This is a genomic window from Pseudomonas lalkuanensis, from assembly GCF_008807375.1.
In the GTDB taxonomy this organism is placed as follows: Bacteria; Pseudomonadota; Gammaproteobacteria; order Pseudomonadales; family Pseudomonadaceae; genus Metapseudomonas; species Metapseudomonas lalkuanensis.
Genome location: NZ_CP043311.1, coordinates 4,698,153 through 4,719,139 on the forward strand (window position 1 = coordinate 4,698,153; position 20,987 = coordinate 4,719,139).

General features: G+C 63.0%; 25 protein-coding genes. 11 read left to right on the forward strand and 14 right to left on the reverse strand.

Features of this window, described 5'->3' with window-relative positions; all coding sequences use genetic code 11:
- Positions 1-5: 5 nt before the first annotated feature.
- The 4 genes from FXN65_RS21695 to tsaA all read left to right on the forward strand — a co-directional run bounded on the left by FXN65_RS21695 (position 6) and on the right by tsaA (position 2,457).
- Positions 6-647: a glutathione S-transferase family protein gene (locus tag FXN65_RS21695; protein WP_151136283.1), complete on the forward strand. Its 642-nt coding sequence runs from the start codon at positions 6-8 to the stop codon at positions 645-647.
- A 95-nt stretch (positions 648-742) separates the two neighbouring features.
- A complete protein-coding gene (locus FXN65_RS21700) occupies positions 743-1,513 on the forward strand; it encodes an SDR family oxidoreductase (RefSeq protein ID WP_151136285.1) in 771 nt (256 codons plus the stop codon).
- Positions 1,514-1,577: 64 nt separating this feature from the next.
- Positions 1,578-1,763 (forward strand): hypothetical protein, encoded by a 186-nt coding sequence (locus FXN65_RS21705; RefSeq protein WP_151136287.1) that lies wholly within the window; start codon positions 1,578-1,580, stop codon positions 1,761-1,763.
- A 1-nt stretch (position 1,764) separates the two neighbouring features.
- A complete protein-coding gene (gene tsaA / locus FXN65_RS21710; RefSeq protein WP_151136289.1) occupies positions 1,765-2,457 on the forward strand; it encodes a tRNA (N6-threonylcarbamoyladenosine(37)-N6)-methyltransferase TrmO in 693 nt (230 codons plus the stop codon).
- A 54-nt stretch (positions 2,458-2,511) separates the two neighbouring features.
- On the opposite strand, the gene FXN65_RS21715 is transcribed toward tsaA, so the two are convergent.
- Positions 2,512-2,814 carry a putative quinol monooxygenase gene (locus tag FXN65_RS21715; RefSeq protein ID WP_151136291.1) on the reverse strand — a complete coding sequence of 101 codons (303 nt, stop codon included), beginning with the start codon at positions 2,812-2,814 and terminating at the stop codon, positions 2,512-2,514.
- A 60-nt stretch (positions 2,815-2,874) separates the two neighbouring features.
- Between FXN65_RS21715 and FXN65_RS21720 the strand changes: the two genes are divergently transcribed.
- Positions 2,875-3,288, forward strand: a complete 414-nt coding sequence (locus tag FXN65_RS21720; RefSeq protein WP_151136292.1) for a VOC family protein — start codon at positions 2,875-2,877, stop codon at positions 3,286-3,288.
- 56 nt (positions 3,289-3,344) lie between these two features.
- On the opposite strand, the gene fpr is transcribed toward FXN65_RS21720, so the two are convergent.
- A complete protein-coding gene (gene fpr / locus FXN65_RS21725; RefSeq protein WP_151136293.1) occupies positions 3,345-4,124 on the reverse strand; it encodes a ferredoxin-NADP reductase in 780 nt (259 codons plus the stop codon).
- Positions 4,125-4,252: 128 nt separating this feature from the next.
- Between fpr and FXN65_RS21730 the strand changes: the two genes are divergently transcribed.
- Positions 4,253-5,179, forward strand: a complete 927-nt coding sequence (locus FXN65_RS21730) for a LysR family transcriptional regulator (RefSeq protein ID WP_151136294.1) — start codon at positions 4,253-4,255, stop codon at positions 5,177-5,179.
- Between the two features lie 3 nt (positions 5,180-5,182).
- On the opposite strand, the gene FXN65_RS21735 is transcribed toward FXN65_RS21730, so the two are convergent.
- Both FXN65_RS21735 and erdR read right to left on the reverse strand, forming a co-directional pair.
- Complete coding sequence (locus tag FXN65_RS21735) at positions 5,183-5,548, reverse strand: diacylglycerol kinase (RefSeq protein ID WP_151136295.1); 366 nt, start codon at positions 5,546-5,548, stop codon at positions 5,183-5,185.
- A gap of 72 nt (positions 5,549-5,620) precedes the next feature.
- Positions 5,621-6,271 (reverse strand): response regulator transcription factor ErdR, encoded by a 651-nt coding sequence (gene erdR, locus FXN65_RS21740; RefSeq protein WP_151136296.1) that lies wholly within the window; start codon positions 6,269-6,271, stop codon positions 5,621-5,623.
- A gap of 127 nt (positions 6,272-6,398) precedes the next feature.
- Between erdR and FXN65_RS21745 the strand changes: the two genes are divergently transcribed.
- A complete protein-coding gene (locus FXN65_RS21745) occupies positions 6,399-7,379 on the forward strand; it encodes a DMT family transporter (protein ID WP_178119378.1) in 981 nt (326 codons plus the stop codon).
- Here FXN65_RS21745 and FXN65_RS21750 read toward each other — a convergent pair whose 3' ends face one another.
- Positions 7,380-8,090: a tRNA-uridine aminocarboxypropyltransferase gene (locus FXN65_RS21750; RefSeq protein ID WP_151136298.1), complete on the reverse strand. Its 711-nt coding sequence runs from the start codon at positions 8,088-8,090 to the stop codon at positions 7,380-7,382.
- 191 nt (positions 8,091-8,281) lie between these two features.
- Here FXN65_RS21750 and FXN65_RS21755 point away from each other — a divergent pair, with 191 nt between their 5' ends.
- Positions 8,282-8,695 (forward strand): quorum-sensing-regulated virulence factor family protein, encoded by a 414-nt coding sequence (locus tag FXN65_RS21755; RefSeq protein WP_151136299.1) that lies wholly within the window; start codon positions 8,282-8,284, stop codon positions 8,693-8,695.
- 238 nt (positions 8,696-8,933) lie between these two features.
- Entirely contained in the window at positions 8,934-10,013 is a 1,080-nt protein-coding gene (locus tag FXN65_RS21760) for an LOG family protein (protein WP_151136300.1), read from the forward strand.
- A 79-nt stretch (positions 10,014-10,092) separates the two neighbouring features.
- Here the strand turns inward: FXN65_RS21760 and recX are convergent, their stop codons facing one another.
- The 3 genes from recX to FXN65_RS21775 form a co-directional block, all read right to left on the reverse strand.
- Complete coding sequence (recX, locus tag FXN65_RS21765; RefSeq protein ID WP_151136301.1) at positions 10,093-10,554, reverse strand: recombination regulator RecX; 462 nt, start codon at positions 10,552-10,554, stop codon at positions 10,093-10,095.
- A gap of 7 nt (positions 10,555-10,561) precedes the next feature.
- Entirely contained in the window at positions 10,562-11,608 is a 1,047-nt protein-coding gene (recA, locus tag FXN65_RS21770; protein WP_151136302.1) for a recombinase RecA, read from the reverse strand.
- Between the two features lie 87 nt (positions 11,609-11,695).
- Positions 11,696-12,208 (reverse strand): CinA family protein, encoded by a 513-nt coding sequence (locus FXN65_RS21775; protein WP_151136303.1) that lies wholly within the window; start codon positions 12,206-12,208, stop codon positions 11,696-11,698.
- 70 nt (positions 12,209-12,278) lie between these two features.
- Between FXN65_RS21775 and mutS the strand changes: the two genes are divergently transcribed.
- Both mutS and fdxA read left to right on the forward strand, forming a co-directional pair.
- On the forward strand, positions 12,279-14,852 hold the full coding sequence (mutS, locus tag FXN65_RS21780) for a DNA mismatch repair protein MutS (RefSeq protein WP_178119379.1): 2,574 nt from the start codon (positions 12,279-12,281) through the stop codon (positions 14,850-14,852).
- 140 nt (positions 14,853-14,992) lie between these two features.
- Complete coding sequence (fdxA, locus tag FXN65_RS21785; RefSeq protein ID WP_151136305.1) at positions 14,993-15,316, forward strand: ferredoxin FdxA; 324 nt, start codon at positions 14,993-14,995, stop codon at positions 15,314-15,316.
- A gap of 545 nt (positions 15,317-15,861) precedes the next feature.
- Here the strand turns inward: fdxA and rpoS are convergent.
- The 6 genes from rpoS to ispF all read right to left on the reverse strand — a co-directional run bounded on the left by rpoS (position 15,862) and on the right by ispF (position 20,947).
- On the reverse strand, positions 15,862-16,866 hold the full coding sequence (rpoS, locus tag FXN65_RS21790; RefSeq protein ID WP_151136307.1) for an RNA polymerase sigma factor RpoS: 1,005 nt from the start codon (positions 16,864-16,866) through the stop codon (positions 15,862-15,864).
- Between the two features lie 107 nt (positions 16,867-16,973).
- Positions 16,974-17,846, reverse strand: coding sequence for a peptidoglycan DD-metalloendopeptidase family protein (locus tag FXN65_RS21795; protein ID WP_151138912.1), 873 nt, complete (start codon positions 17,844-17,846; stop codon positions 16,974-16,976).
- 158 nt (positions 17,847-18,004) lie between these two features.
- On the reverse strand, positions 18,005-18,682 hold the full coding sequence (locus FXN65_RS21800) for a protein-L-isoaspartate(D-aspartate) O-methyltransferase (RefSeq protein ID WP_151136308.1): 678 nt from the start codon (positions 18,680-18,682) through the stop codon (positions 18,005-18,007).
- Positions 18,682-19,431 carry a 5'/3'-nucleotidase SurE gene (gene surE, locus FXN65_RS21805; protein ID WP_151136310.1) on the reverse strand — a complete coding sequence of 250 codons (750 nt, stop codon included), beginning with the start codon at positions 19,429-19,431 and terminating at the stop codon, positions 18,682-18,684. The genes FXN65_RS21800 and surE overlap by 1 nt, the downstream gene beginning before the upstream one ends.
- Positions 19,419-20,477, reverse strand: a complete 1,059-nt coding sequence (gene truD / locus FXN65_RS21810) for a tRNA pseudouridine(13) synthase TruD (protein WP_151136313.1) — start codon at positions 20,475-20,477, stop codon at positions 19,419-19,421. Before truD ends, surE begins: the two co-directional genes overlap by 13 nt.
- Positions 20,474-20,947, reverse strand: coding sequence for a 2-C-methyl-D-erythritol 2,4-cyclodiphosphate synthase (gene ispF / locus FXN65_RS21815; protein ID WP_151136315.1), 474 nt, complete (start codon positions 20,945-20,947; stop codon positions 20,474-20,476). The genes truD and ispF overlap by 4 nt, the downstream gene beginning before the upstream one ends.
- Positions 20,948-20,987 lie beyond the last annotated feature (40 nt).

A 20,987-nucleotide genomic window follows, 5' to 3' on the forward strand; every position in this document is an offset into this window, starting at 1 on the left:
CAACAATGACCGTCCAGAACCGCCAGGTAACCCTCTACCACTGCCCCTACACCCGCTCCACCGGCGCCCTGACGCTGCTGGAAGAGCTCGGCGCGGACTTCAAGCTGCATGTGATGAACATGAAACTCGGCGAGCAGCGCAAACCCGAGTTCCTCGCCATCAACCCCATGGGCAAGGTCCCCACCATCACCCATGGCGACGCGGTGGTCACCGAGCAGGTATCGGTCTACCTCTACCTCGCCGATCTCTACCCCGAGGCCAAACTGGCACCGCCCCTGGACGACCCGCTGCGAGGCCCCTACCTGCGCTGGATGGTGTTTTACGGCTCCTGCTTCGAACCGGCCGTGGTGGACCGCGTGCAGAACCGCGAGCCGATTCCGCAGGCACGCTCGCCCTACGGCGACTTCGACAGCGTGATGAAGACCCTGGTTGGCCAGCTCAAGCAAGGGCCCTGGCTGCTCGGCGAACAGTTCACCGCCGCCGACGTGCTCTGGGGCAGCGCGCTGAACTGGACGACCCAATTCGGGCTGATACCGGAAGTGCCGGCAATCAAGGCCTACATCGCGCGCTTCATCGAACGCCCTGCCTATAAGCGTGCCCTGGCAAAAGACGCCGAGCTGGCCGCCACCCAGGCCGCCCCGACCTGACAATGCCCGTGCATTCCGCGCCTCGATAATGCCCCCGCCCCGGCCACGCAGGGGCTAGGGTATGGGCCTTTCCAGGCACAGTCGCGAGGTTCGCCATGCATCCTTATTTCAGCCTCCAGGGCCGCACCGCACTGGTCACCGGTGGTACCCGTGGAATCGGTCGGATGATTGCCCAGGGCTTCCTCGAAGCCGGCGCGCGCGTCTTCATCTGCGCCCGTGATGCCGAGGCCTGCCACGAGACCGCTGCCGAGCTCTCGGCCCTTGGCGAATGCCATGGTCTTGCCGCGGACCTCTCCAGTGAAGAAGGCACCAGGGCGCTGGCCGAAGCGCTGGCGCAGCGCATCGAGCGACTGGACATCCTGGTGAACAACGCCGGCACCACTTGGGGAGCGCCGCTGGAAAGCTATCCGGTGAAGGGCTGGGAAAAGGTCATGCAGCTCAACGTCACGTCGGTGTTCAGCTGCATCCAGCAACTGTTGCCGCTGCTGCGCAAAGCTGGCGGCGAAGCCAGCCCGGCGCGGGTGATCAACATCGGCTCGGTCGCCGGGATCACCTCCCATGGCGAAGAAGCCTACGCCTACGGGCCGAGCAAGGCAGCGCTGCACCAGCTCTCAAGGATGCTGGCGCGGGAACTGGTGGCCGAGCACATCAACGTCAATGTGATCGCCCCCGGTCGCTTCCCCAGCAAGATGACCCGTTTCATCGCCAGTGACTCCGAAGCCATGGCCCGCGACACTGCGCTGATCCCGATGAAGCGCTGGGGCCGGGGCGAGGAAATGGCTGCACTGGCCATCAGCCTCGCCAGCACGGCGGGGGCCTACATGACCGGCGCCGTCATACCCATCGACGGTGGTTTCCACCTGTAACCGGTCTATTGCGCGGCGCCCGGCGCGGCGCTAGGGTAGCCGCGCACTTCAGCGGAAATACCCCATGCGCCTCGCCCTCCTGACTCTTCTGCTCACCCTTGCCGCCCCGAGCTTCGCTGCGCCAGCACCCTTCTTCATCTGGCAGAGCAAGCTGGATGGCGCGCTGACCTGCGCCCAGACCACGCCCGGCGAAGGCTGGCAGCGCCTGGGGGGACCCTTCCGCGATGCCGGCTGCCGCGTGCCCTACTGACATGCAGCACAGCATTTCCCCGGTCGGCTACGTCCGCTCCTGCTTCAAGGAAAAATTCGCCATTCCCCGCCAGCCGCACCTGGCGCCTGCCGCCCGTGGCGTGCTGGAACTGGTGCCACCGTTCGATACCGGCGATGCCGTCGCGGGGCTGGAACAGGTCAGCCATATCTGGCTGCTGTTCCTGTTCCACCAGGCCCTGGAAGAGAAGCCGCGGTTGAAGGTGCGCCCGCCGCGCCTGGGCGGCAACCAGTCCATCGGCGTCTTCGCCAGCCGCTCCACCCACCGCCCCAACGGCATTGGCCAGTCGGTGGTGAAACTGGAGAAGGTCGAAGCCGGTCGCCTCTGGCTGTCCGGCATCGACCTGCTGGACGGCACCCCGGTCGTGGATATCAAACCCTACGTGCCCTACGCCGACCGTCAGGAAGGCGCGCTCAACGCGATCGCCGACGCAGCGCCGGAACTGATTCCGGTGGAATGGGAACCCGGCGCCCTGCTCCAGGCCCGTGAACACGGGCAGCGTCTGGGTGAACCCCTGGCCGAGCTGGTGGAGCAGTGCCTGGCCCAGGATCCGCGTCCGGCCTACCAGAAGCCCGAACCCGAACGCCGCTACGGAGCCCGCCTGTGGGACGTGGACGTGCGCTGGCATTACCCCGCACCGGGGCGGATTCGCGTGCTGGAGATTGCGCGGGGCTGAGTTTTCTGTGGGAGCGATTTCAATCGCGAATGAGTTCCCTCCCACAGCCGCTGGTCAACGGGTCGGGTTGAGCGCCAGGGAATCGGCTTCGATGCAGTCCTGCTCGAGGATCAGCGGGTCCACCAATGGGCGGCTGGCGAGGAAGTGCGGCGTCCGCATGTGCGCCTCGAAAGCGGCTTCGTCGGTGTAGACCTCATAGAGCCAGACCAGGTCGGGATCACTGCGATCCTGCAACACATCGAACACCAGGCAACCGGGTTCGTCGCGCACTGAGGCAGCGGCGTTGACACGCATGGCGTCCATGAAAGCGTCCAGGCTACCGGGGCGCAGGCGGGTCTTGAGGAGAAGGCAGTACACGTTGAACTCCGTTTTGTCTTATATTTCTCAAAAATTGTATACAAAAACGGAGACAAAGAAATGCCCACTCGCCCGAGCCGCCTCAACGGCCTGCGCCATATCGCCATCGTCGTGCCCAATCTGGAGGAGTGCGAACGCTTCTATGTGGACGTGCTGGGCATGGAAGTCCTCAACCGCGCGAACGAGGACCTCGTCTACCTCACCTGCGGCAACGACAACCTGTCCCTCGGCCGCGCCTTCGCATCCGCTAGCGGCGTACAGGCGGTGGACCATTACGGCTTCGTGGTGGACAGCCTGGAAGAGCTGGAAGCCTGGTACCAGTACCTCAAGGCCAAGGGCGTGACCATGCTCGACCGCCCCTTCGCCCATGGTGACGGCGCCCACAGCTTCCACGTGCTGGACCCTGCCGGGAACAAGATCCAGCCGATCTACCATCCGGCCATCTCCGGACAGCGCTTCAGCTCCCCGGTCTGATACCTGGAAACGACAAAGCCCGCCAATTGGCGGGCTTTGTTGTGTAACGCTGGCGCTTACTTCTCGACGAAGGCGCGCTCGATCAGGTAGTCGCCCGGTTCACGCATACGCGGGGAGATCTTCAGGCCGAAGCTGTCGAGGACCTCGCTGGTCTCGTCGAGCATGCTCGGGCTGCCGCAGATCATGGCGCGGTCGTCCTGCGGGTTGATCGGCGGCAGGCCGATGTCTTCGAACAGCTTGCCGCTGCGCATCAGGTCGGTCAGGCGGCCCTGGTTCTCGAATGGCTCGCGGGTCACGGTGGGGTAGTAAATCAGCTTGTCCTTGACGGCTTCGCCGAAGAACTCGTTCTGCGGCAGGTGCTCGGTGATGAACTCGCGGTAGGCGACTTCGTTCACGTAGCGCACGCCGTGGACCAGGATCACCTTCTCGAAACGCTCGTAGGTTTCCGGGTCCTGGATCACGCTCATGAAGGGCGCGAGGCCAGTGCCTGTGCTCAACAGGTACAGGTGCTTGCCCGGGTTCAGGTCGTCGAGCACCAGAGTGCCGGTGGGCTTCTTGCTGATGATGATCTCGTCGCCTTCCTTCAGGTGCTGCAGCTGGGAGGTCAGAGGACCGTCCGGCACCTTGATGCTGAAGAACTCCAGGTGCTCTTCCCAGTTCGGGCTGGCAATGGAATAGGCGCGCATCAGCGGACGACCGCTGGCCTGTTGCAGGCCGATCATGACGAACTGGCCATTCTCGAAGCGCAGGCCCGGATCACGGGTGCACTTGAAGCTGAACAGCGTGTCGTTCCAGTGATGAACGCTGAGAATGCGCTCCGAGTTCATGTTGCTCATTTACGGGGCTCCGAAAATTTGAAGTCGCCAGCGCCACTCAGGAAGGGGCGCAATTGCGCGACATTGTAATGACCACCACAATATCTGTTAACTGAATTATCAAGATATAGGTTATCGGTTATATAGATATGCGATTTACTCTCCGTCAGCTCCAGGTATTCGTCGCCGTCGCCCAGCAAGAGAGCGTTTCCCGCGCGGCCCAGCAGCTTTCCCTGTCGCAGTCGGCTGCCAGCACTTCCGTGACGGAGCTGGAGCGGCAGTCGGGCTGCCAGCTGTTCGACCGCGCCGGCAAGCGCCTCAGCCTCAACGCCCTGGGCCGCCAGTTGCTGCCCCAGGCAGTGGCCCTGCTTGACCAGGCCCGCGAGATCGAGGACCTGCTCAATGGCAAGACCGGTTTCGGCTCCCTCGACGTTGGCGCAACCCTCACGGTGGGCAACTACCTGGCCACCCTGCTGATCGGCTCCTTCATGCAGCGCCACCCGGAATGCCAGGTGAGCCTGCATGTGCAGAACACGGCGAATATCGTCCAGCAGATCGCCCTCTACGAGCTTGATCTGGGTCTAATCGAAGGCGACTGCCAACACCCGGATATCGAAGTGCTGCCCTGGGTGGAGGATGAACTGGTGGTGTTCTGCGCACCGCAGCACCCGCTGGCGGCCAAGGGTCAGGCGAGCCTGGCGGAGCTGAGCCGCGAGGCCTGGATTCTCCGGGAAAAGGGCTCGGGCACTCGCCTGACCTTCGACCAGGCCATGCGCCACCACCCAACGCCGCTGAACGTCCGCCTGGAGCTGGAGCACACCGAAGCGATCAAGCGCGCGGTGGAATCAGGCCTCGGCATCAGCTGCATCTCGCGACTGGCCCTGCGCGACGCCTTCCGCCGCGGCAGCCTGGTGCCGGTGGAAACTCCGGGCATCGACCTGCGCCGGCAGTTCTATTTCATCTGGCACCGGCAGAAGTACCAGACGGCAGCCATGCGCGAATTCCTCGATCAGTGCCGGGCACTGACCGCCGGGGTGACGCGCAGTGACGAGATCGTGCTGCCGCCGATTGCCTGAGCATCAGCCCAGGAGAATGGTCGCCCAGACCGCTGTGATCAGGGTCAGCGCAGTGAATTGCGCGGCGCTGCCCATGTCCTTGGCGTTCTTCGACAGCGGATGGCGTTCGAGGGAAATGCGGTCGATGGCCGCTTCCACCGCCGAGTTAAGCAGCTCGACGATCAGCGCCAGCAGGCAGGCGCCGATCATCAGCGCACGTTCGCCGCGGCTGACATCGAGGAAGAACGATAGCGGGATCAGGACCACGTTGAGCAGCACCAACTGGCGGAAGGCTGCCTCGCCGGTGAAGGCGGCACGCAGCCCGTCAAGGGAATAGCCGGCGGCGTTGAGAATGCGTTTGAGACCGGTCTGGCCTTTGAATGGCGACATAGGGAAAGGGGCTGTTGAAAGGAGCGCGCAGCCTAACGCAACGCGCTTCAAATTTGCGTGAAAAGCCCGGCGTCAGGACGACGGAATCGATTCCATCTGTTGCAGCAGCAGTGCGGCCTGGGTACGGGTGCGCACGTTGAGCTTGCGGAAGATGGCGGTCACGTGAGCCTTCACCGTGGCTTCCGAGACATGCAGTTCGAAGGCTATCTGCTTGTTCAGCAGGCCCTCGCAGACCATGGTCAGTACACGGAATTGCTGAGGCGTCAGGCTGGCGAGGCCTTCGCTGGCAGCCTTGGCCTCATCGGACAGGGCCTGTGCTTCTTCCAGCTGTGGCGGCCACCAGGCATCGCCATCGAGCACGGCGCGAACCGCATTCTGGATGACTTCCAGCGGGCTGGACTTGGGAATGAAACCGCTGGCACCGAACTCACGGGCACGAGCGACTACCGAGGCTTCTTCCTGGGCGGAGATCATCACAACCGGGATCTGCGGATACTGACCGCGCAGCAGCACCAGGCCAGAGAAGCCGTAGGCACCTGGCATGTTCAGGTCGAGCAGGACCAGATCCCAGTCGGCGCGCTCGGCCAGGCGGGTCTCGAGCTCGGCGATGCTCGCCGCTTCCACCAGCCGCACGTCAGGTCCCAGACCCAGGGTCAGGGCCTGCTGCAGGGCGCTGCGGAACAACGGGTGGTCATCAGCGATGAGAATTTCGTATGAGGCCATGGGCATGTCCTTTTTGTAATGGGCCCAGACACGCCTCTCCGGGGGTGTGGAAAGGCATTTCGGCACGACGGGATACGCTGGCCGGGCCCGAAGCTTGATACGGGCAGGCCGTAAAGCGGCGCCCAGAATGCCGAGCCGGGGCGGGGTGGTCAAGTCGAACGCTTTACGGCAAAGTTCTCGGCTTTTCCCGCCGAGAAAAGCCATGCGAAGCCAAGCTCTGCGCGCCGATATCCTGATGCTGATCACCGCCGCAATCTGGGGCGCGGCCTTTGTCGCCCAGCGGCTGGGCATGGACGCCGTCGGCCCCTTCCTCTATACCGGCCTGCGCTTCAGCCTTGGCGCCCTCATCCTCCTGCCGCTATTGCTGGTCCTGCCGAAGCCTGCCGTGAAGCAGCCACTGAATCGCGGCATGCTGCTGGGCGGGCTGCTCATGGGCCTGGCCCTGTCGCTGGGAATCAACCTGCAACAGGTGGGCCTGCTGTTCACCAGCGTCACCAACTCCGGCTTCATCACCGGCCTTTACGTCATCATAGTGCCGCTGCTCGGCCTCTTCCTCGGCCATCGCACCGGTACGGGCACCTGGCTTGGCGCCTGCCTGGCAGTGGTGGGCATGTTCCTGCTCAGCGTGGGTGAAGGTTTCCACGTCGCGTCCGGCGACTGGCTGCAACTGGCCGGTGCCTGCGTCTGGGGTGTGCACGTGCTGCTGGTGGGTTACTTCGCCAGCCGCTATGACCCGATCCGCCTGTCCATCCTGCAGTTCGCGGTCTGTGCGGTGGTCAGCCTGGTGCTGGCAGTTGTGTTCGAGGAAATCAGGGTCGACGCCATCATCCAGGCCGGTCCGGCCATCCTCTACGGCGGCGTCATCGCCGTCGCCATCGGCTACACCCTGCAAGTGGTGGCGCAGCGTCACGCCATCGCCTCCCATGCCGCCATCATCCTCTCGCTGGAAGCGGTATTCGCCGCCATCGCCGGCGCCCTGCTGCTGGATGAGTCCCTGCACGCGCGCGGCTACATGGGCTGCGCCCTGATGTTCGCAGGCATGCTGGTGGCCCAGCTCTGGCCGCAGAAGCACGAGCCGCAGGCGGCACCAGCCAAGGCCGAAGCCTGATCAGAGATAGCTGCTGAGTGCCTGGTGCGCCGGGCTCGCCTCGTCCAGAGGCAGGGCCCGCTTGGCACCCAGGTAGCGTTCGGTGAATACATCCAGGTAGGCGTTCAGCGCGCCGCCGGCCTCTTCGTCACCCGCCAGCTCCAGGCACAGCGCCCCGACTTCAGCCGTGCACAGGTGCTCTTCGTTCTTCCTGCGACGCAGCTGATAGCGGGAAATCTGCTCCGGCGTCAGGCTGAGGACCGGAAAACGGTCCAGATAGGGACTCTTGCGGAACATCTTGCGTGCTTCGGTCCAGGTGGCATCGAGCAGGATGAACAGTGGCCGCTTGCCTTCCGCCACCTCGACGCTATCCACCACGCGCTCCGGCGCCGAATACTCACCGGGGAACACCAGGTAAGGCTGCCACTGCGGGTCTTCCAGCAAAGCGAGCAGCGCCTCGTCCACCTCGGTACGCGACCAGCCAAACGCCCAGGTGTCGGGCACCAGATCAGCGATCAGCCAGCCTGTGTTGCTCGGCTTCATCGGCTCGGAGTAGTACATCATCAGGCACACGCCGGAACGCACCGGTACCTTGGGGCGCCAGGCGCAGAAGCAGTAGTCGAAGGCGACCCGGCACTCCGGGCAGCGTGGCGCACGCGATCCACGGGCGACGAAGGGACGGGTGCTGCGTGCGAGGCATTCGGCGCGCAGGCGGAAGACGGCGTGACTCATCGAAACGGGTTCCAATACAGCGGCTGCCCGCCCTGCGCAGGTTGAAAGGCGGCGGGCGGAATCGGGATGGCAGGAAGGATCGCGAGATTCTACCAGAGACGCCATGGGCTGATTTTTCACGCGACAAGCGCTGCCTGCGAACGCACAATTGCCGCGCTGGTCAAACAGCTACTTTTCGTTAGGAGATACACATGCTGCGCCTCACCGCCATCGCCGTCTGCGCGACCCTGCCCTTCTTCGCCCAGGCCGCATCGCTCAAGGACTACGAGCTCAGCAAGATGCTCGAGAAAGTCGCCAAGGAGAGCAGCGTAGGCACGCCCCGCGCAATCAACGAGGACATCCTCGACCAGGGCTACACGGTGGAAGGAAACGAGCTGGTGAATCACCTCAGCGTGCGCGAAACCCATGCGGCCCAGATGCGCGCCAACCCCGATGCCGTGCGCGCACAACTGGGCGCCAGCGTCTGCCGCAATACTGGCTACCGCCAACTGCTGGCCCGTGGCGCCGGCCTTCGCTACGAGTTCAGCGAGTACAAGACCAATCGCCCAGTGACGTCCGAACGTTTCAGTGCCCAGGATTGCGGCCTCAAGGCCAAAAACAACTGATCGCCTTTGCGGCGCTCCTGTCCGGGGAGCGCCGCCTTCGCCTTTCTCCCTGGAGCCCTGGGCCTACGCTCACTCCGCCATAATCCGGACACCTCGCTGCGGTTCATTCAGTCTGCGGCGTACTGGAAAAGATCCAGCCCCTGCCGCAAGCTGTAGATGAGCGGCTCGACCGGGTCGCCCGGACTCCGGACTCGGCCCGTAGTGCTGCTCAGAGATGTTGATGAGCAAGGAGAACGCTATGCCCTATGATCCGGACGACTATCTCTCTCGACACTTCCAGACCAGTGGAATCGACCTGACCCAGAAGGTCGACGAACTGATCAACCTCACCGTTCCGAGTGGCAGCCCCAACCTCGCGCTCTATCGCGAGATGCTGATCACGGTGGTGCGCATGGCCCAGGCCGACCGCAATCGCTGGGACGCCAAGATCATGCTGCAGACCCTGCGCGAGATGGAACACGCCTTCAGTGCGCTGGAGCAGTTCAAGCGGCGCCGCAAAGTCACTGTATTCGGCTCGGCCCGCACCCCCGAAGGTCACCCGATCTATACCCTGGCCCGCCAATTGGGGGCGGAGCTCGCCAAGCGCGATCTCATGGTGATCACTGGCGCCGGCGGCGGCATCATGGCCGCAGCCCACGAAGGCGCCGGGCTGGAAAACAGTCTCGGCCTTAACATCACCCTGCCCTTCGAACAGCATGCCAACACGACGGTGAATGGTTCCGAACACCTGCTTTCGTTCCACTTCTTCTTCGTGCGCAAGCTGTTCTTCGTGAAAGAAGCCGATGCGCTGGTGCTCTGCCCGGGTGGTTTCGGCACCCTGGACGAAGCGCTGGAAGTGCTGACCCTGATCCAGACCGGGAAGAGCCCGGTAGTGCCGGTGGTGTTGCTGGACGAGCCGGACGGCAGCTACTGGGAAGACGCCATCGGCTTCCTCCATGAGCAACTGGAGCGCAACCGCTACATCCTGCCCAGCGACATGAACCTGATGCGTCTGGTGCGCAATGCCGACGAGGCGGCTGCCGAGATCGCCCAGTTCTATCGCAACTACCACTCCAGCCGATGGTTGAGGAACAGCTTCGTGATTCGCATGAATCACTCTCTCAGCGAGAAGGCCCTCGGGCAGGTTCAGGAGCAGTTCGCCGACCTCTGCCTGGAAGGCGATTTCTCCCAGCAAGCCAACCCGGATTCGGAGAAGGACGAACCGGAATTCAGCGAACTGATCCGCCTGGCGTTCCGCTTCAATGGTCGTGACCACGGCCGCCTGCGTGAACTCATCGACTTCATCAACCTGCCGCAGCACTGGGCCAGCAAGGCCTGATTCCCCCAGACGAACGCAGCCCCATCCAGCTATCAGCCATGCGCATCCGCGCATGGCTCAAGGCTGCACAGGTGATTAATCAGTCGTCGGGATTACTGCGCAGGAGACGGCTGATCATCTCCATGGAATAGCCACGGTAGGCAAGGAATCGCCCCTGTTGGGCACGCTCTCGGGCGTCCTGGGGTTGGCGATTGAACTTGCGACGCCAAACCTCGCGCAATTGCTCGACCCAGTCGATATCAGCCTCGCGCAAGGCCTGGTCGATATCACCACGCGGCAAGCCGCGCTGCGCCAGTTCTTCGCGGATACGCTGCGGCCCATAGCCGCCACGGGCGCGGCTGGCGATGAAGCTTTCGAGATAGCGGGATTCGGAGAGCAGGCCCTCTTCCGCCAAGCGGTCGAGGGCGCTGTCGATCAACTCGGGAGGAGCGCCGCGCTGACGCAGCTTGCGCGTCAGCTCGACTCGCCCGTGTTCGCGCTGTGCCAGCAAGTCCATGGCGGCCCGCCGGACGGCGGCGGGGCTGTCGAGCACGACGGGCATGGGAGGATCAGAGGTCTACGTCGGCCAAGTCGTCAGCAGTGGCAGCCGACTTGTTGTTGGCAGAAGAATCGACCAGCAGCTTCTCGCGAATGATCTTCTCGATGGCGCTGCCGACTTCCGGATTGTCTTCCAGGTACTTGGCGGCGTTGGCCTTGCCCTGGCCGATCTTGTTGCCCTGGTAGCTGTACCAGGCGCCGGATTTCTCGACCAGGCCCAGCTGCACGCCCAGGTCGATGATCTCGCCAGTGCGGTAGATGCCCTTGCCGTACATGATCTGGAATTCGGCCTGACGGAACGGCGGGGCCACCTTGTTCTTCACCACCTTGACGCGGGTTTCGCTGCCCACGACTTCCTCGCCCTCTTTCACCGCGCCGGTACGGCGGATGTCGAGACGCACGGAGGCGTAGAACTTCAGGGCGTTGCCGCCGGTAGTGGTCTCTGGGTTGCCGAACATCACGCCGATCTTCATACGGATCTGGTTGATGAAGATGACCAGGCAGTTGGCGTTCTTGATGTTGCCGGTGATCTTGCGCAGGGCCTGAGACATCAGGCGCGCCTGCAGGCCGACGTGGGAATCACCCATCTCGCCTTCGATTTCGGCCTTGGGTACCAGGGCCGCAACGGAGTCGACGATGATCACGTCAACGGCGTTGGAGCGCACCAGCATGTCGGTGATTTCCAGGGCCTGTTCACCGGTATCCGGCTGGGACACCAGCAGGTCGTCCACGTTCACACCGAGCTTGCCGGCGTAGTCCGGGTCCAGGGCGTGTTCGGCGTCGACGAAGGCGCAGGTGGCACCCAGCTTCTGGGCTTCTGCAATGACGGAGAGGGTCAGGGTGGTCTTACCGGAGGATTCGGGACCGTAGATCTCGACGATACGGCCTTTCGGCAGACCACCAATGCCAAGCGCGATGTCCAGGCCCAGGGAGCCGGTGGAAATGGCCGGGATGGCCTGGCGATCGTGGTCGCCCATGCGCATGACCGCGCCTTTGCCGAACTGCTTCTCGATCTGGCCCAGGGCAGCAGCCAAGGCGCGCTTCTTGTTCTCGTCCATTGAAGTCCTCACTAAACTCAAGAGGGCCTGGCGGCCACCAACAACTGTATAAGTAGCCAGTATTATTCCATAGGGCAAGTCGCTCGCCTACCCCTGGACGGCTTTTTCTCCTGCAGCTAGTCGGATCAATCCCTGGAGTGCTTCCACCACTGTCTGCCGCCGCACGGACAGGCGATCGCCCGGAAACTGGCGGCGCACGGCCTCCAGTTCCTTCCCGTTTCCCCAGGCCAGCCAGACGGTGCCGACGGGCTTGTCCACGGAACCGCCATCGGGTCCGGCAACGCCACTTACCGCTACGGCGAAACGTGCCCCGCTGTGCAACTGGGCACCGCGCACCATCGCCTCGACTACCTCACGGCTGACCGCGCCCACCCGCGGGAACAGCTCGAAAGGCACCGCCAGCTGCGCGGTTTTCTGCTCATTCGAATAAGTGACGAAACCCGCCTCGAACCAGGCCGAACTGCCGGGAATGCGGGTGATCGCCTCGGCGATGCCGCCTCCGGTGCATGACTCGGCAGTGCTCACCGACTCGCCACGTGCCTTCAGTTCCTCGCCCAGCCGCGCGGCCAGCGAAGTCAGTTCATCTTCGGTAACGGACATGTGCACTCCGGGGTTAAAGCGGGCCAACGGGATACCGTACACTAGCGCCTTTTGCATGCAAGGCCAGCCAATGAGTCAGAGCGATCTCAGCGAACACACACCCATGATGCAGCAGTACTGGAAGCTGAAGAATCAGCATCCGGACCAGCTGATGTTCTACCGCATGGGCGACTTCTACGAGATCTTCTACGAGGACGCCAAGAAGGCCGCCAAGCTCCTCGACATCACTCTGACCGCGCGCGGCCAGTCGGCGGGCAAGTCGATTCCAATGGCCGGCATCCCGTTCCATGCAGTGGAAGGCTACCTGGCCAAGCTGGTGAAGCTCGGCGAATCCATCGTGATCTGTGAGCAGATCGGTGATCCAGCCACCAGCAAAGGACCGGTGGAGCGGCAGGTCGTCCGCATCATCACCCCCGGCACCGTCAGCGACGAAGCCCTGCTGGACGAGCGCCGTGACAACCTGCTGGCAGCGGTTCTGGGGGACGAACGCCTGTTCGGTCTGGCAGTGCTGGACATCACCAGCGGCCGTTTCAGCGTGCAGGAGATCAAGGGCTGGGAAAACCTGCTGGCCGAACTGGAACGCCTCAATCCGGCCGAATTGCTGATACCTGATGATTGGCCCCAGGGCCTGCCCGCAGAGAAACGTCGTGGCGTACGCCGCCGTGCGCCTTGGGATTTCGATCGTGACTCGGCGAAGAAGAGCCTCTGCCAGCAATTCGGCGTGCAGGATCTCAAGGGTTTCGGCTGCGAAACCCTGACCCTGGCCATCGGCTCCGCAGGCTGCCTCCTGGCTTACGCCAAGGAAACCCAGCGCACGGCCCTGCCCCACCTGCGCAGCCTGCGCCATGAACGCATCGACGATACCGTCATCCTCGACGCCGCCAGCCGCCGCAACCTGGAACTGGACGTGAACCTCTCCGGTGGGCGCGATAACACCCTGCAATCGGTAATCGACCGCTGCCAGACCGCGATGGGCAGCCGCCTGCTGAGCCGATGGCTGAATCGCCCGCTGCGCGACCGTGCCGTACTCGAGGCCCGCCAGGACGCCATCGACTGCCTGCTGGATCGCTATCGCTTCGAAGGCCTGCAACCGCAACTGAAGGAAATCGGCGATGTCGAGCGCATCCTTGCCCGCATCGGCTTGCGCAACGCTCGTCCGCGCGACCTCGCCCGCCTGCGCGACGCCCTCGCCGCCCTGCCGCAACTGCAAGGCGCGATGACCGAACTGGATGTACCCCATCTGCAAGACCTGGCCGGCAGTATCCGCACCTATCCGGAGCTGGCCGATCTGCTGGCGCGCGCCATCATCGACAACCCGCCAGCAGTCATCCGCGACGGCGGCGTGATCAAGACCGGCTACGACGCCGAGCTGGATGAATTGCAGGCGCTCAGCGAGAACGCCGGCCAGTACCTGATGGACCTTGAAACTCGGGAAAAGGCCCGCACCGGCCTCCCTAACCTCAAGGTCGGCTACAACCGAATCCACGGCTACTACATCGAACTGCCCCGCGTGCAGGCCGAGCAGGCGCCGGCGGACTACATCCGTCGCCAGACCCTGAAGGGCGCCGAACGCTTCATCACACCAGAGTTGAAGGCCTTCGAAGACAAGGCGCTTTCCGCCAAGAGCCGCGCCCTGGCGCGGGAAAAAATGCTCTACGACGAGCTGCTCGAACTGCTGATCAAGCAGTTGGCGCCACTGCAGGACACCGCCGCCGCCCTCGCCGAGCTGGACGTATTAAGCAACTTCTCTGAACGCGCGCTGAACCTCGACCTGAACCGCCCGCGCTTCGTTGATGAACCCTGCATGCGCATCAATCAGGGCCGTCACCCGGTGGTGGAACAGGTGCTGGACACGCCCTTCGTGGCCAACGACCTAGCCCTGGATGACACCACTCGCATGTTGATCATCACCGGTCCGAACATGGGCGGTAAGTCGACCTACATGCGCCAGACCGCGCTCATCGTGCTGCTCGCCCACATCGGTTGCTTCGTACCGGCGGCCGGCTGCGAGCTGTCGCTGGTGGACCGCATCTTCACCCGCATTGGTTCCAGCGATGACCTGGCCGGCGGCCGCTCCACCTTCATGGTGGAAATGAGCGAAACCGCCAACATCCTGCACAACGCCAGCGAAAGCAGCCTGGTGCTGATGGACGAAGTGGGCCGCGGCACCAGCACCTTCGACGGCCTGTCGCTGGCCTGGGCTGCGGCAGAGCATTTGGCCCGCCTGCGCGCCTTCACCCTCTTCGCTACCCACTACTTCGAGCTGACGGTTCTGCCGGAAAGCGAGCCCGTGGTCGCCAACGTCCATCTGAACGCAACCGAGCACAATGAGCGCATCGTGTTCCTCCATCATGTGCTGCCGGGCCCAGCGAGCCAAAGCTACGGGCTGGCGGTGGCGCAACTGGCGGGGGTGCCGGGTGGCGTGATCCAGCGAGCCCGCGAGCACCTGGCACGCCTGGAAACCACCAGCCTGCCTCATGAAGTCCCGCGCCAGAGCCCCGGACAACCGAGTTCGCCCATGCAAAGCGACCTCTTCGCCAGCCTTCCGCACCCGGTGCTGGATGATCTGGCGAAGGTCAAACCGGACGACCTGACCCCAAGGCAGGCACTGGAGCTGTTGTATACACTGAAGTCACGCCTCTAACCCCTGAACCGCACAAGCTGCTAGAATCCCGCGCGCTCTGGAAGACACCCGGGAATCAGCCTGCCCGGCGCCGCGAATTCCAGAGCCGAGAAGCCGGACATAGAAGGCTTCCGAGCCGCCGCTTGAGGAGAAGAATAGAAATGACCTTCGTCGTCACCGACAACTGCATCAAATGCAAATACACCGACTGTGTGGAAGTCTGTCCGGTGGACTGCTTCTACGAAGGCCCGAACTTCCTGGTCATTCACCCGGATGAGTGCATCGACTGTGCACTGTGCGAGCCGGAATGCCCGGCGCAAGCCATCTTCTCCGAGGATGAAGTGCCTGAGGACATGCAGGAGTTCATCGAGCTGAACCGTGATCTGGCTGAGGTCTGGCCGAACATCACCGAGAAGAAGGATGCCTTGGCCGACGCCGAAGAATGGGACGGCGTCAAAGGCAAGCTGGAGCATCTGGAGCGCTGACCCAGCTCAGCGTCCGAACGCCAAAAGGCCCGCATTTGCGGGCCTTTTGCTTTCCTGTGGACGAAAAAAGGGGCGGGGGATACCCGCCCACTCTTTTGTCCATATTCCCTGTAGTCCTTGCTCATCATCCTGATGAATCGCATCCGGCGATGTCCTTGGTCGATTTCCTTATCAACCCGCATACATCCTGTACGCAAGGGTGATAATAGTGATCCATGAGGACGGATCAAGTTGGCGGAACAGCGTCTCGACCGCTGAGAAGATCGTGGCGACAAAAATAAAACTCTTAACTATCAACAATTTACATATATTCTCAATATCCAATCATCCATTAGAGAGCAGCAACTTCCTCAAATCACGTACATGCCGTGTAAGCAATGACTTACAAAGCGATGCATAAAAACGGACGCAGATAAGCCTCGCTCAAGGCACCCTCACCTACCTCAAAGTGATCTCGTAATGGCCGGCATATGTGCGCCGGGAAATGCCGAAAGCCACAATGAAAAAGCCCGGCCAAGGCCGGGCTTCTTCGAATCTTTCAACCGCTACTGGAACAGCGCGTCACTGGACAGGCCATTCTTCTCCAGGATTTCCCGAAGACGCTTCAGCGCTTCGACCTGAATCTGCCGCACCCGCTCGCGGGTCAGACCGATCTCCTGGCCCACTTCCTCGAGCGTGCAGCTCTCATGCCCACGCAGGCCAAATCGACGCACCACGACTTCGCGTTGCTTGTCGGTCAGTTCGGACAGCCACTGATCGATGCTTTGCGAGAGATCGTCATCCTGCAACAGCTCGCAAGGGTCGGTGGGACGATCATCGGTCAGAGTGTCCAACAGGGTCTTGTCGGAATCCGGGCCGAGGGACACATCCACCGAAGTCACCCGTTCGTTGAGACCGAGCATGCGCTTGACCTCGTCCACCGGCTTTTCCAGCAGGTTGGCGATTTCTTCAGGCGAGGGCTCGTGATCCAGCTTGTGGGTCAACTCACGTGCAGCCCGCAGGTAGACGTTGAGTTCCTTGACCACATGGATCGGCAGGCGGATGGTCCGGGTCTGGTTCATGATGGCCCGTTCAATGGTTTGACGGATCCACCAGGTCGCGTAGGTAGAGAATCGGAAGCCCCGTTCGGGATCGAACTTTTCAACCGCGCGGATCAGGCCGAGGTTGCCCTCCTCGATCAGGTCGAGCAGCGACAATCCGCGATTGACGTAACGTCGCGCGATCTTCACCACAAGGCGGAGGTTGCTTTCGATCATGCGCTTGCGCCCGGCAGGATCACCACGCTGCGCAAGGCGCGCGAAGTGCACTTCTTCTTCCGGGGTCAGCAGGGGGGAAAAGCCGATTTCGTTGAGGTAAAGCTGGGTCGCGTCGAGTGCGCGGCTGTAGTCGATGTACTTGTGCTGCTTGGGTGAGCTCGAATGCCGGGATTTCGCGGTGGGCAGAGGCGCGTCGTTCTCCTCGCTCAACGCTTCATCCAAAATGACGCCCGGCTCGAGAATGAGCAGTTCGTCATCGACGTCAAACTCCGGCGCTTCTTTATTGAGTGCCATTGTTGTTGTCCCTTGCTGAGTTCGACAACAAGCCCCGGCGAAGCCTTCTATCCCTGGCGCCGCCTGAGCCCGTCCTTACCACGTGGTGGAACGGGCTGAAAAACAGATCAACGACGTGGCAGGTATTGCAGCGGATCTACAGGTTTACCTTGACGGCGAATTTCAAAATGAAGCTTCACCCGGTCAGTCCCCGTTGAGCCCATCTCGGCAATTGTCTGCCCGACCTTGACCTGCTGTCCCTCCCGCACCAGCAACCTGCGGTTATGACCATAGGCGCTTACGTAGGTATCGCTGTGTTTGATGATGACCAATTCGCCGTAGCCCCGTAATCCACTTCCGGCATAAACAACTGATCCGTCTGACGCAGCCAAGACAGGCTGGCCTAATTCCCCAGCGATATCAATCCCTTTATTCAAACTGCCGTTTGACGAAAAACGCCCGATCAGAGGGCCGTTCGCGGGCCACACCCAACCGGCTGCAGAGCGCGTAGTAGACGTGTTTGACGGAGTTACTGGCGTGGTCACCACCGGTTGCGGTGCTGACGTTTGAGGGCGGACGACCGGTTGTTGGGTCTGCACAGGCGGACGAGTCGAAGTACTGCTACCAGTCCTTGGATTGGCCACCACAGGGGCGGTGGCAACCGCAGTCGGACGCGCCTGGCCCGGCTGTCCATCGAAACGGATGATCTGGCCTGGGCGAATCACGTAGGGAGCAGGGATGCCATTGCGCGCAGCGAGGGCCTTCCAGTCCCAGCCGAAGCGAAATGCGATGGAATAGAGCGTATCGCCACGCTGCACGCGGTACTGACCACTGGTGACGGGTTGCCGTTGCGGCGCAGAGGTCGATCCCGGGTGATTGCGGTCGACCACGTTTACACCGTCTTTCTGGGTGCTGGAACAGCCGCCCAGCAGGATGCCAGCGGCTAGCGCGGGCAACCAGGTGAGCCCATTCCCCATGCGAATCCACTGCCGAATGGCCATCAGGCTCACTCTTGTCCCCTTTCCCAACATTCCCAAGTGTCATTTATTGTGCCGGAAATATCCGGACGAGCCAGCCGCCTGCCGCACAAAGTACAGCAGGCGGACAGCTTGGCGGTGCATCAGAAAGTTGCCCGCGATGTGGGTTCCCCGATTGCGGCTCAGGCCAGGGGCCCGCTCAGCAAAGGAACGAAACGCACCGCATCGAGTACGTGGCGGGTGAAGCCCTGCTCTTCGCGAATGATCAGCATCAGTTGCTGGACATCGCCGGCGCCGACCGGAATCACCAGGCGCCCACCCGGAGCCAGTTGGTCCAGCAGTGCCTGGGGTACATCCGCGGCGGCGGCCGTGACGATGATGCCGTTATAGGGAGCCAGCGCCGGCCAGCCTTCCCAACCGTCACCCCAGCGGAAAACCACGTTGCGCAGGTTGAGTACCGCCAGACGCTCCTTGGCCTTGTCCTGCAGGACCTGGATGCGCTCCACGGAAAACACCCGCTCGACCAGTTGCGCAAGGATCGCGGTCTGGTAGCCCGAGCCGGTACCGATCTCCAGCACCTTGTCGAGCGGCCCCGCCGCCAGCAGCAGCTCAGTCATCCGTGCAACCATGTAAGGCTGGGAGATGGTCTGGTTGTGCCCGATCGGCAGCGCGGTGTCTTCGTAGGCGCGATGGGCAAGCGCCTCATCGACGAACAGGTGACGCGGTGTCCGGCGAATGGTTTCGAGCACACGGGCGTTGGACAGCCCTTCCTCGTACAGACGCTGGATAAGGCGCTCACGGGTGCGCTGGGAGGTCATGCCGATCCCGCGGCGCATCAGGTCGTCCTGTTCCCGGGACATCAGAGCAGGCCCTCCAACCAGCTATCGAGACCCTGGAAGGCCTCGTTGAAAGTCCGATCGAGCTGCAGGGGCGTGATGGACACGTAACCCTGCATCACCGCGTGGAAATCCGTGCCCGGACCGCCGTCTTCGGCGTCACCGGCCGCGGATATCCAGTATCCCTCCTTGCCCCGTGGATTGACCACCTTCACCGGAGCGGCCGCGCGCGCGCGATGGCCAAGGCGGGTCAGCTGGATTCCGCGGATGCGCTCCAGCGGAAGGTTGGGAATGTTCACGTTGAGCACGGTGCGCAGCGGCAGGTCGAGCCGATCATGGGCGGCCACCAGCCGGCGTGCGATATAGGCAGCAGCGGGCAGGTTGTCCGCCTGGCGCGACAACAGCGAAAAGGCGAACGCCGGCAAGCCGAGGAAGCGCCCTTCCAAAGCGGCGGCCACGGTGCCCGAATAGAGCACGTCGTCACCCAGGTTGGCACCGAGGTTGATGCCCGACACCACCATATCCGGCAGCTCCTCGAGCAGGCCGTTGAGTCCGAGATGGACGCAATCGGTCGGCGTGCCGTTGAGGCTGATGAATCCATTCTCCAGCGTGCTGGGGTGAAGCGGGCGGTCCAGGGTCAGGGAACTGCTGGCACCACTCTTGTCCTGGTCCGGTGCGATGACCACGCATTCGGCGTAATCCTTGAGCGCACCATGCAGAGCGGCGAGACCGGGTGCGTTCACCCCGTCGTCGTTGGAAATCAGAATGCGCATGGGTTTTCCGTCTGCCCTGCCGGCAGCAGATCGACGAGCTCACGCACCACTGCGGTGGCGAAGCATCCAGCCGGCAGGACGAATTCCAGTTGCAGAACGTCAGGCTCGGGATAATGCCACGTCAGACCGCCGATGGGGAGGCGCAGGATGCGCCGTTCGTGCGCCATTCCCGCTTCTGCCAGCCAGTGGCAAAGTGCCTTCTCGCCCGCGGCTGCCGCCGCTTCCAGCGCATGGGCCTGTCCCTGGGCAGGTGAATCCCCTTCGCCCCAGAGTGGGCCGGTCGGGTGCAGGTCGAGCAGAGCGAGACGCGGGTCATTGCACTCGGCCTCACCCGCCATGAAAAAGCTGCGGCTGTCGGTGAAAGCGAGCAGATCACCGACCTGTGCCTGGTTCCAGGTACCCGCGGCGATACGCTCGGCCAGCACCCGGTTGAAGACGAAGCTGCGCCCGGCGGAGAGCAGGCGCGAACGCACATTCCGTTGTACCGGCAGTTCCTTGCGTTCGGCGAAGTTGCGGGCGTCGATCACGTTGCCGCCGCCATGACCGAAGCGCTGCAGGCCGAAGTAGTTGGGTACTCCGACCTCGGCGAGCCGCTTCAGGCGTGCGTCCAGTGCCTCTCTGTCAGCGACCAGGCGGGTCAGGCGCAGGGTGAATCCGTTGGCGGAATGGGCACCACGTTGCAGCTTGCGCTTGTGGCGGACGCTCTTGAGGATTCGCAGGCTGGCATTCTCGGCGGCGGACAGGTCCGGATCGGCCTTCCCCGGCAAGTGCAGGCTGAACCATTGACGAGTCAGTGCCTGGCGATCCTTGAGCCCCGCGTAGCTGACCACCTTCAACGGCACACCAGCCGCACGGGCGATACGCCGCGCCGCCTCCTCTGTGTTCAACTCGCGCTTCTCCACCCAGAGCCAGAGGTGTTCACCCTCGCCTTCCAGCGGGATATCCAGAACTTCGTCGACCTGGAAGTCCTCCGCCACGGCTTTCAGCTGCGCTTGTCCAAGGGGTTCGCCATGGGCACGCGGGCCCAACAGTTCGAGTTCGGTCATGCGGGCAACAGCAGGGCCACCGCATGCACGGCGATGCCCTCCTCACGACCGGTGAAGCCGAGCTTTTCGGTGGTGGTGGCCTTGACGTTGACCTGGTCCGGTTCGACCTCCAGGTCGGCGGCGATGTTCGCGCGCATGGCCTCGATATGCGGCGCCATCTTCGGCGCCTGGGCGACGATGGTTCCGTCGACGTTGCCGACCTTCCAGCCCTTGGCCTTCACCAGGGACACCACATGGCGCAGCAAGGCGCGGCTGTCGGCGCCCTTGAACTGCGGGTCGGTATCCGGGAAGTGCTTGCCGATGTCGCCCAGCGCGGCTGCGCCCAGCAGCGCATCGGACAGCGCATGCAGCAGCACGTCGCCATCGGAATGGGCAACGAGTCCGAACTTGTGTGGAATACGCACACCGCCCAAGGTGATGAAATCACCATCGCCGAAGCGGTGTACGTCGTAGCCGTGGCCAATTCGCATAGTGAAGAACGCCCTGAAAAGTCAGGGCGTGATTCTACCC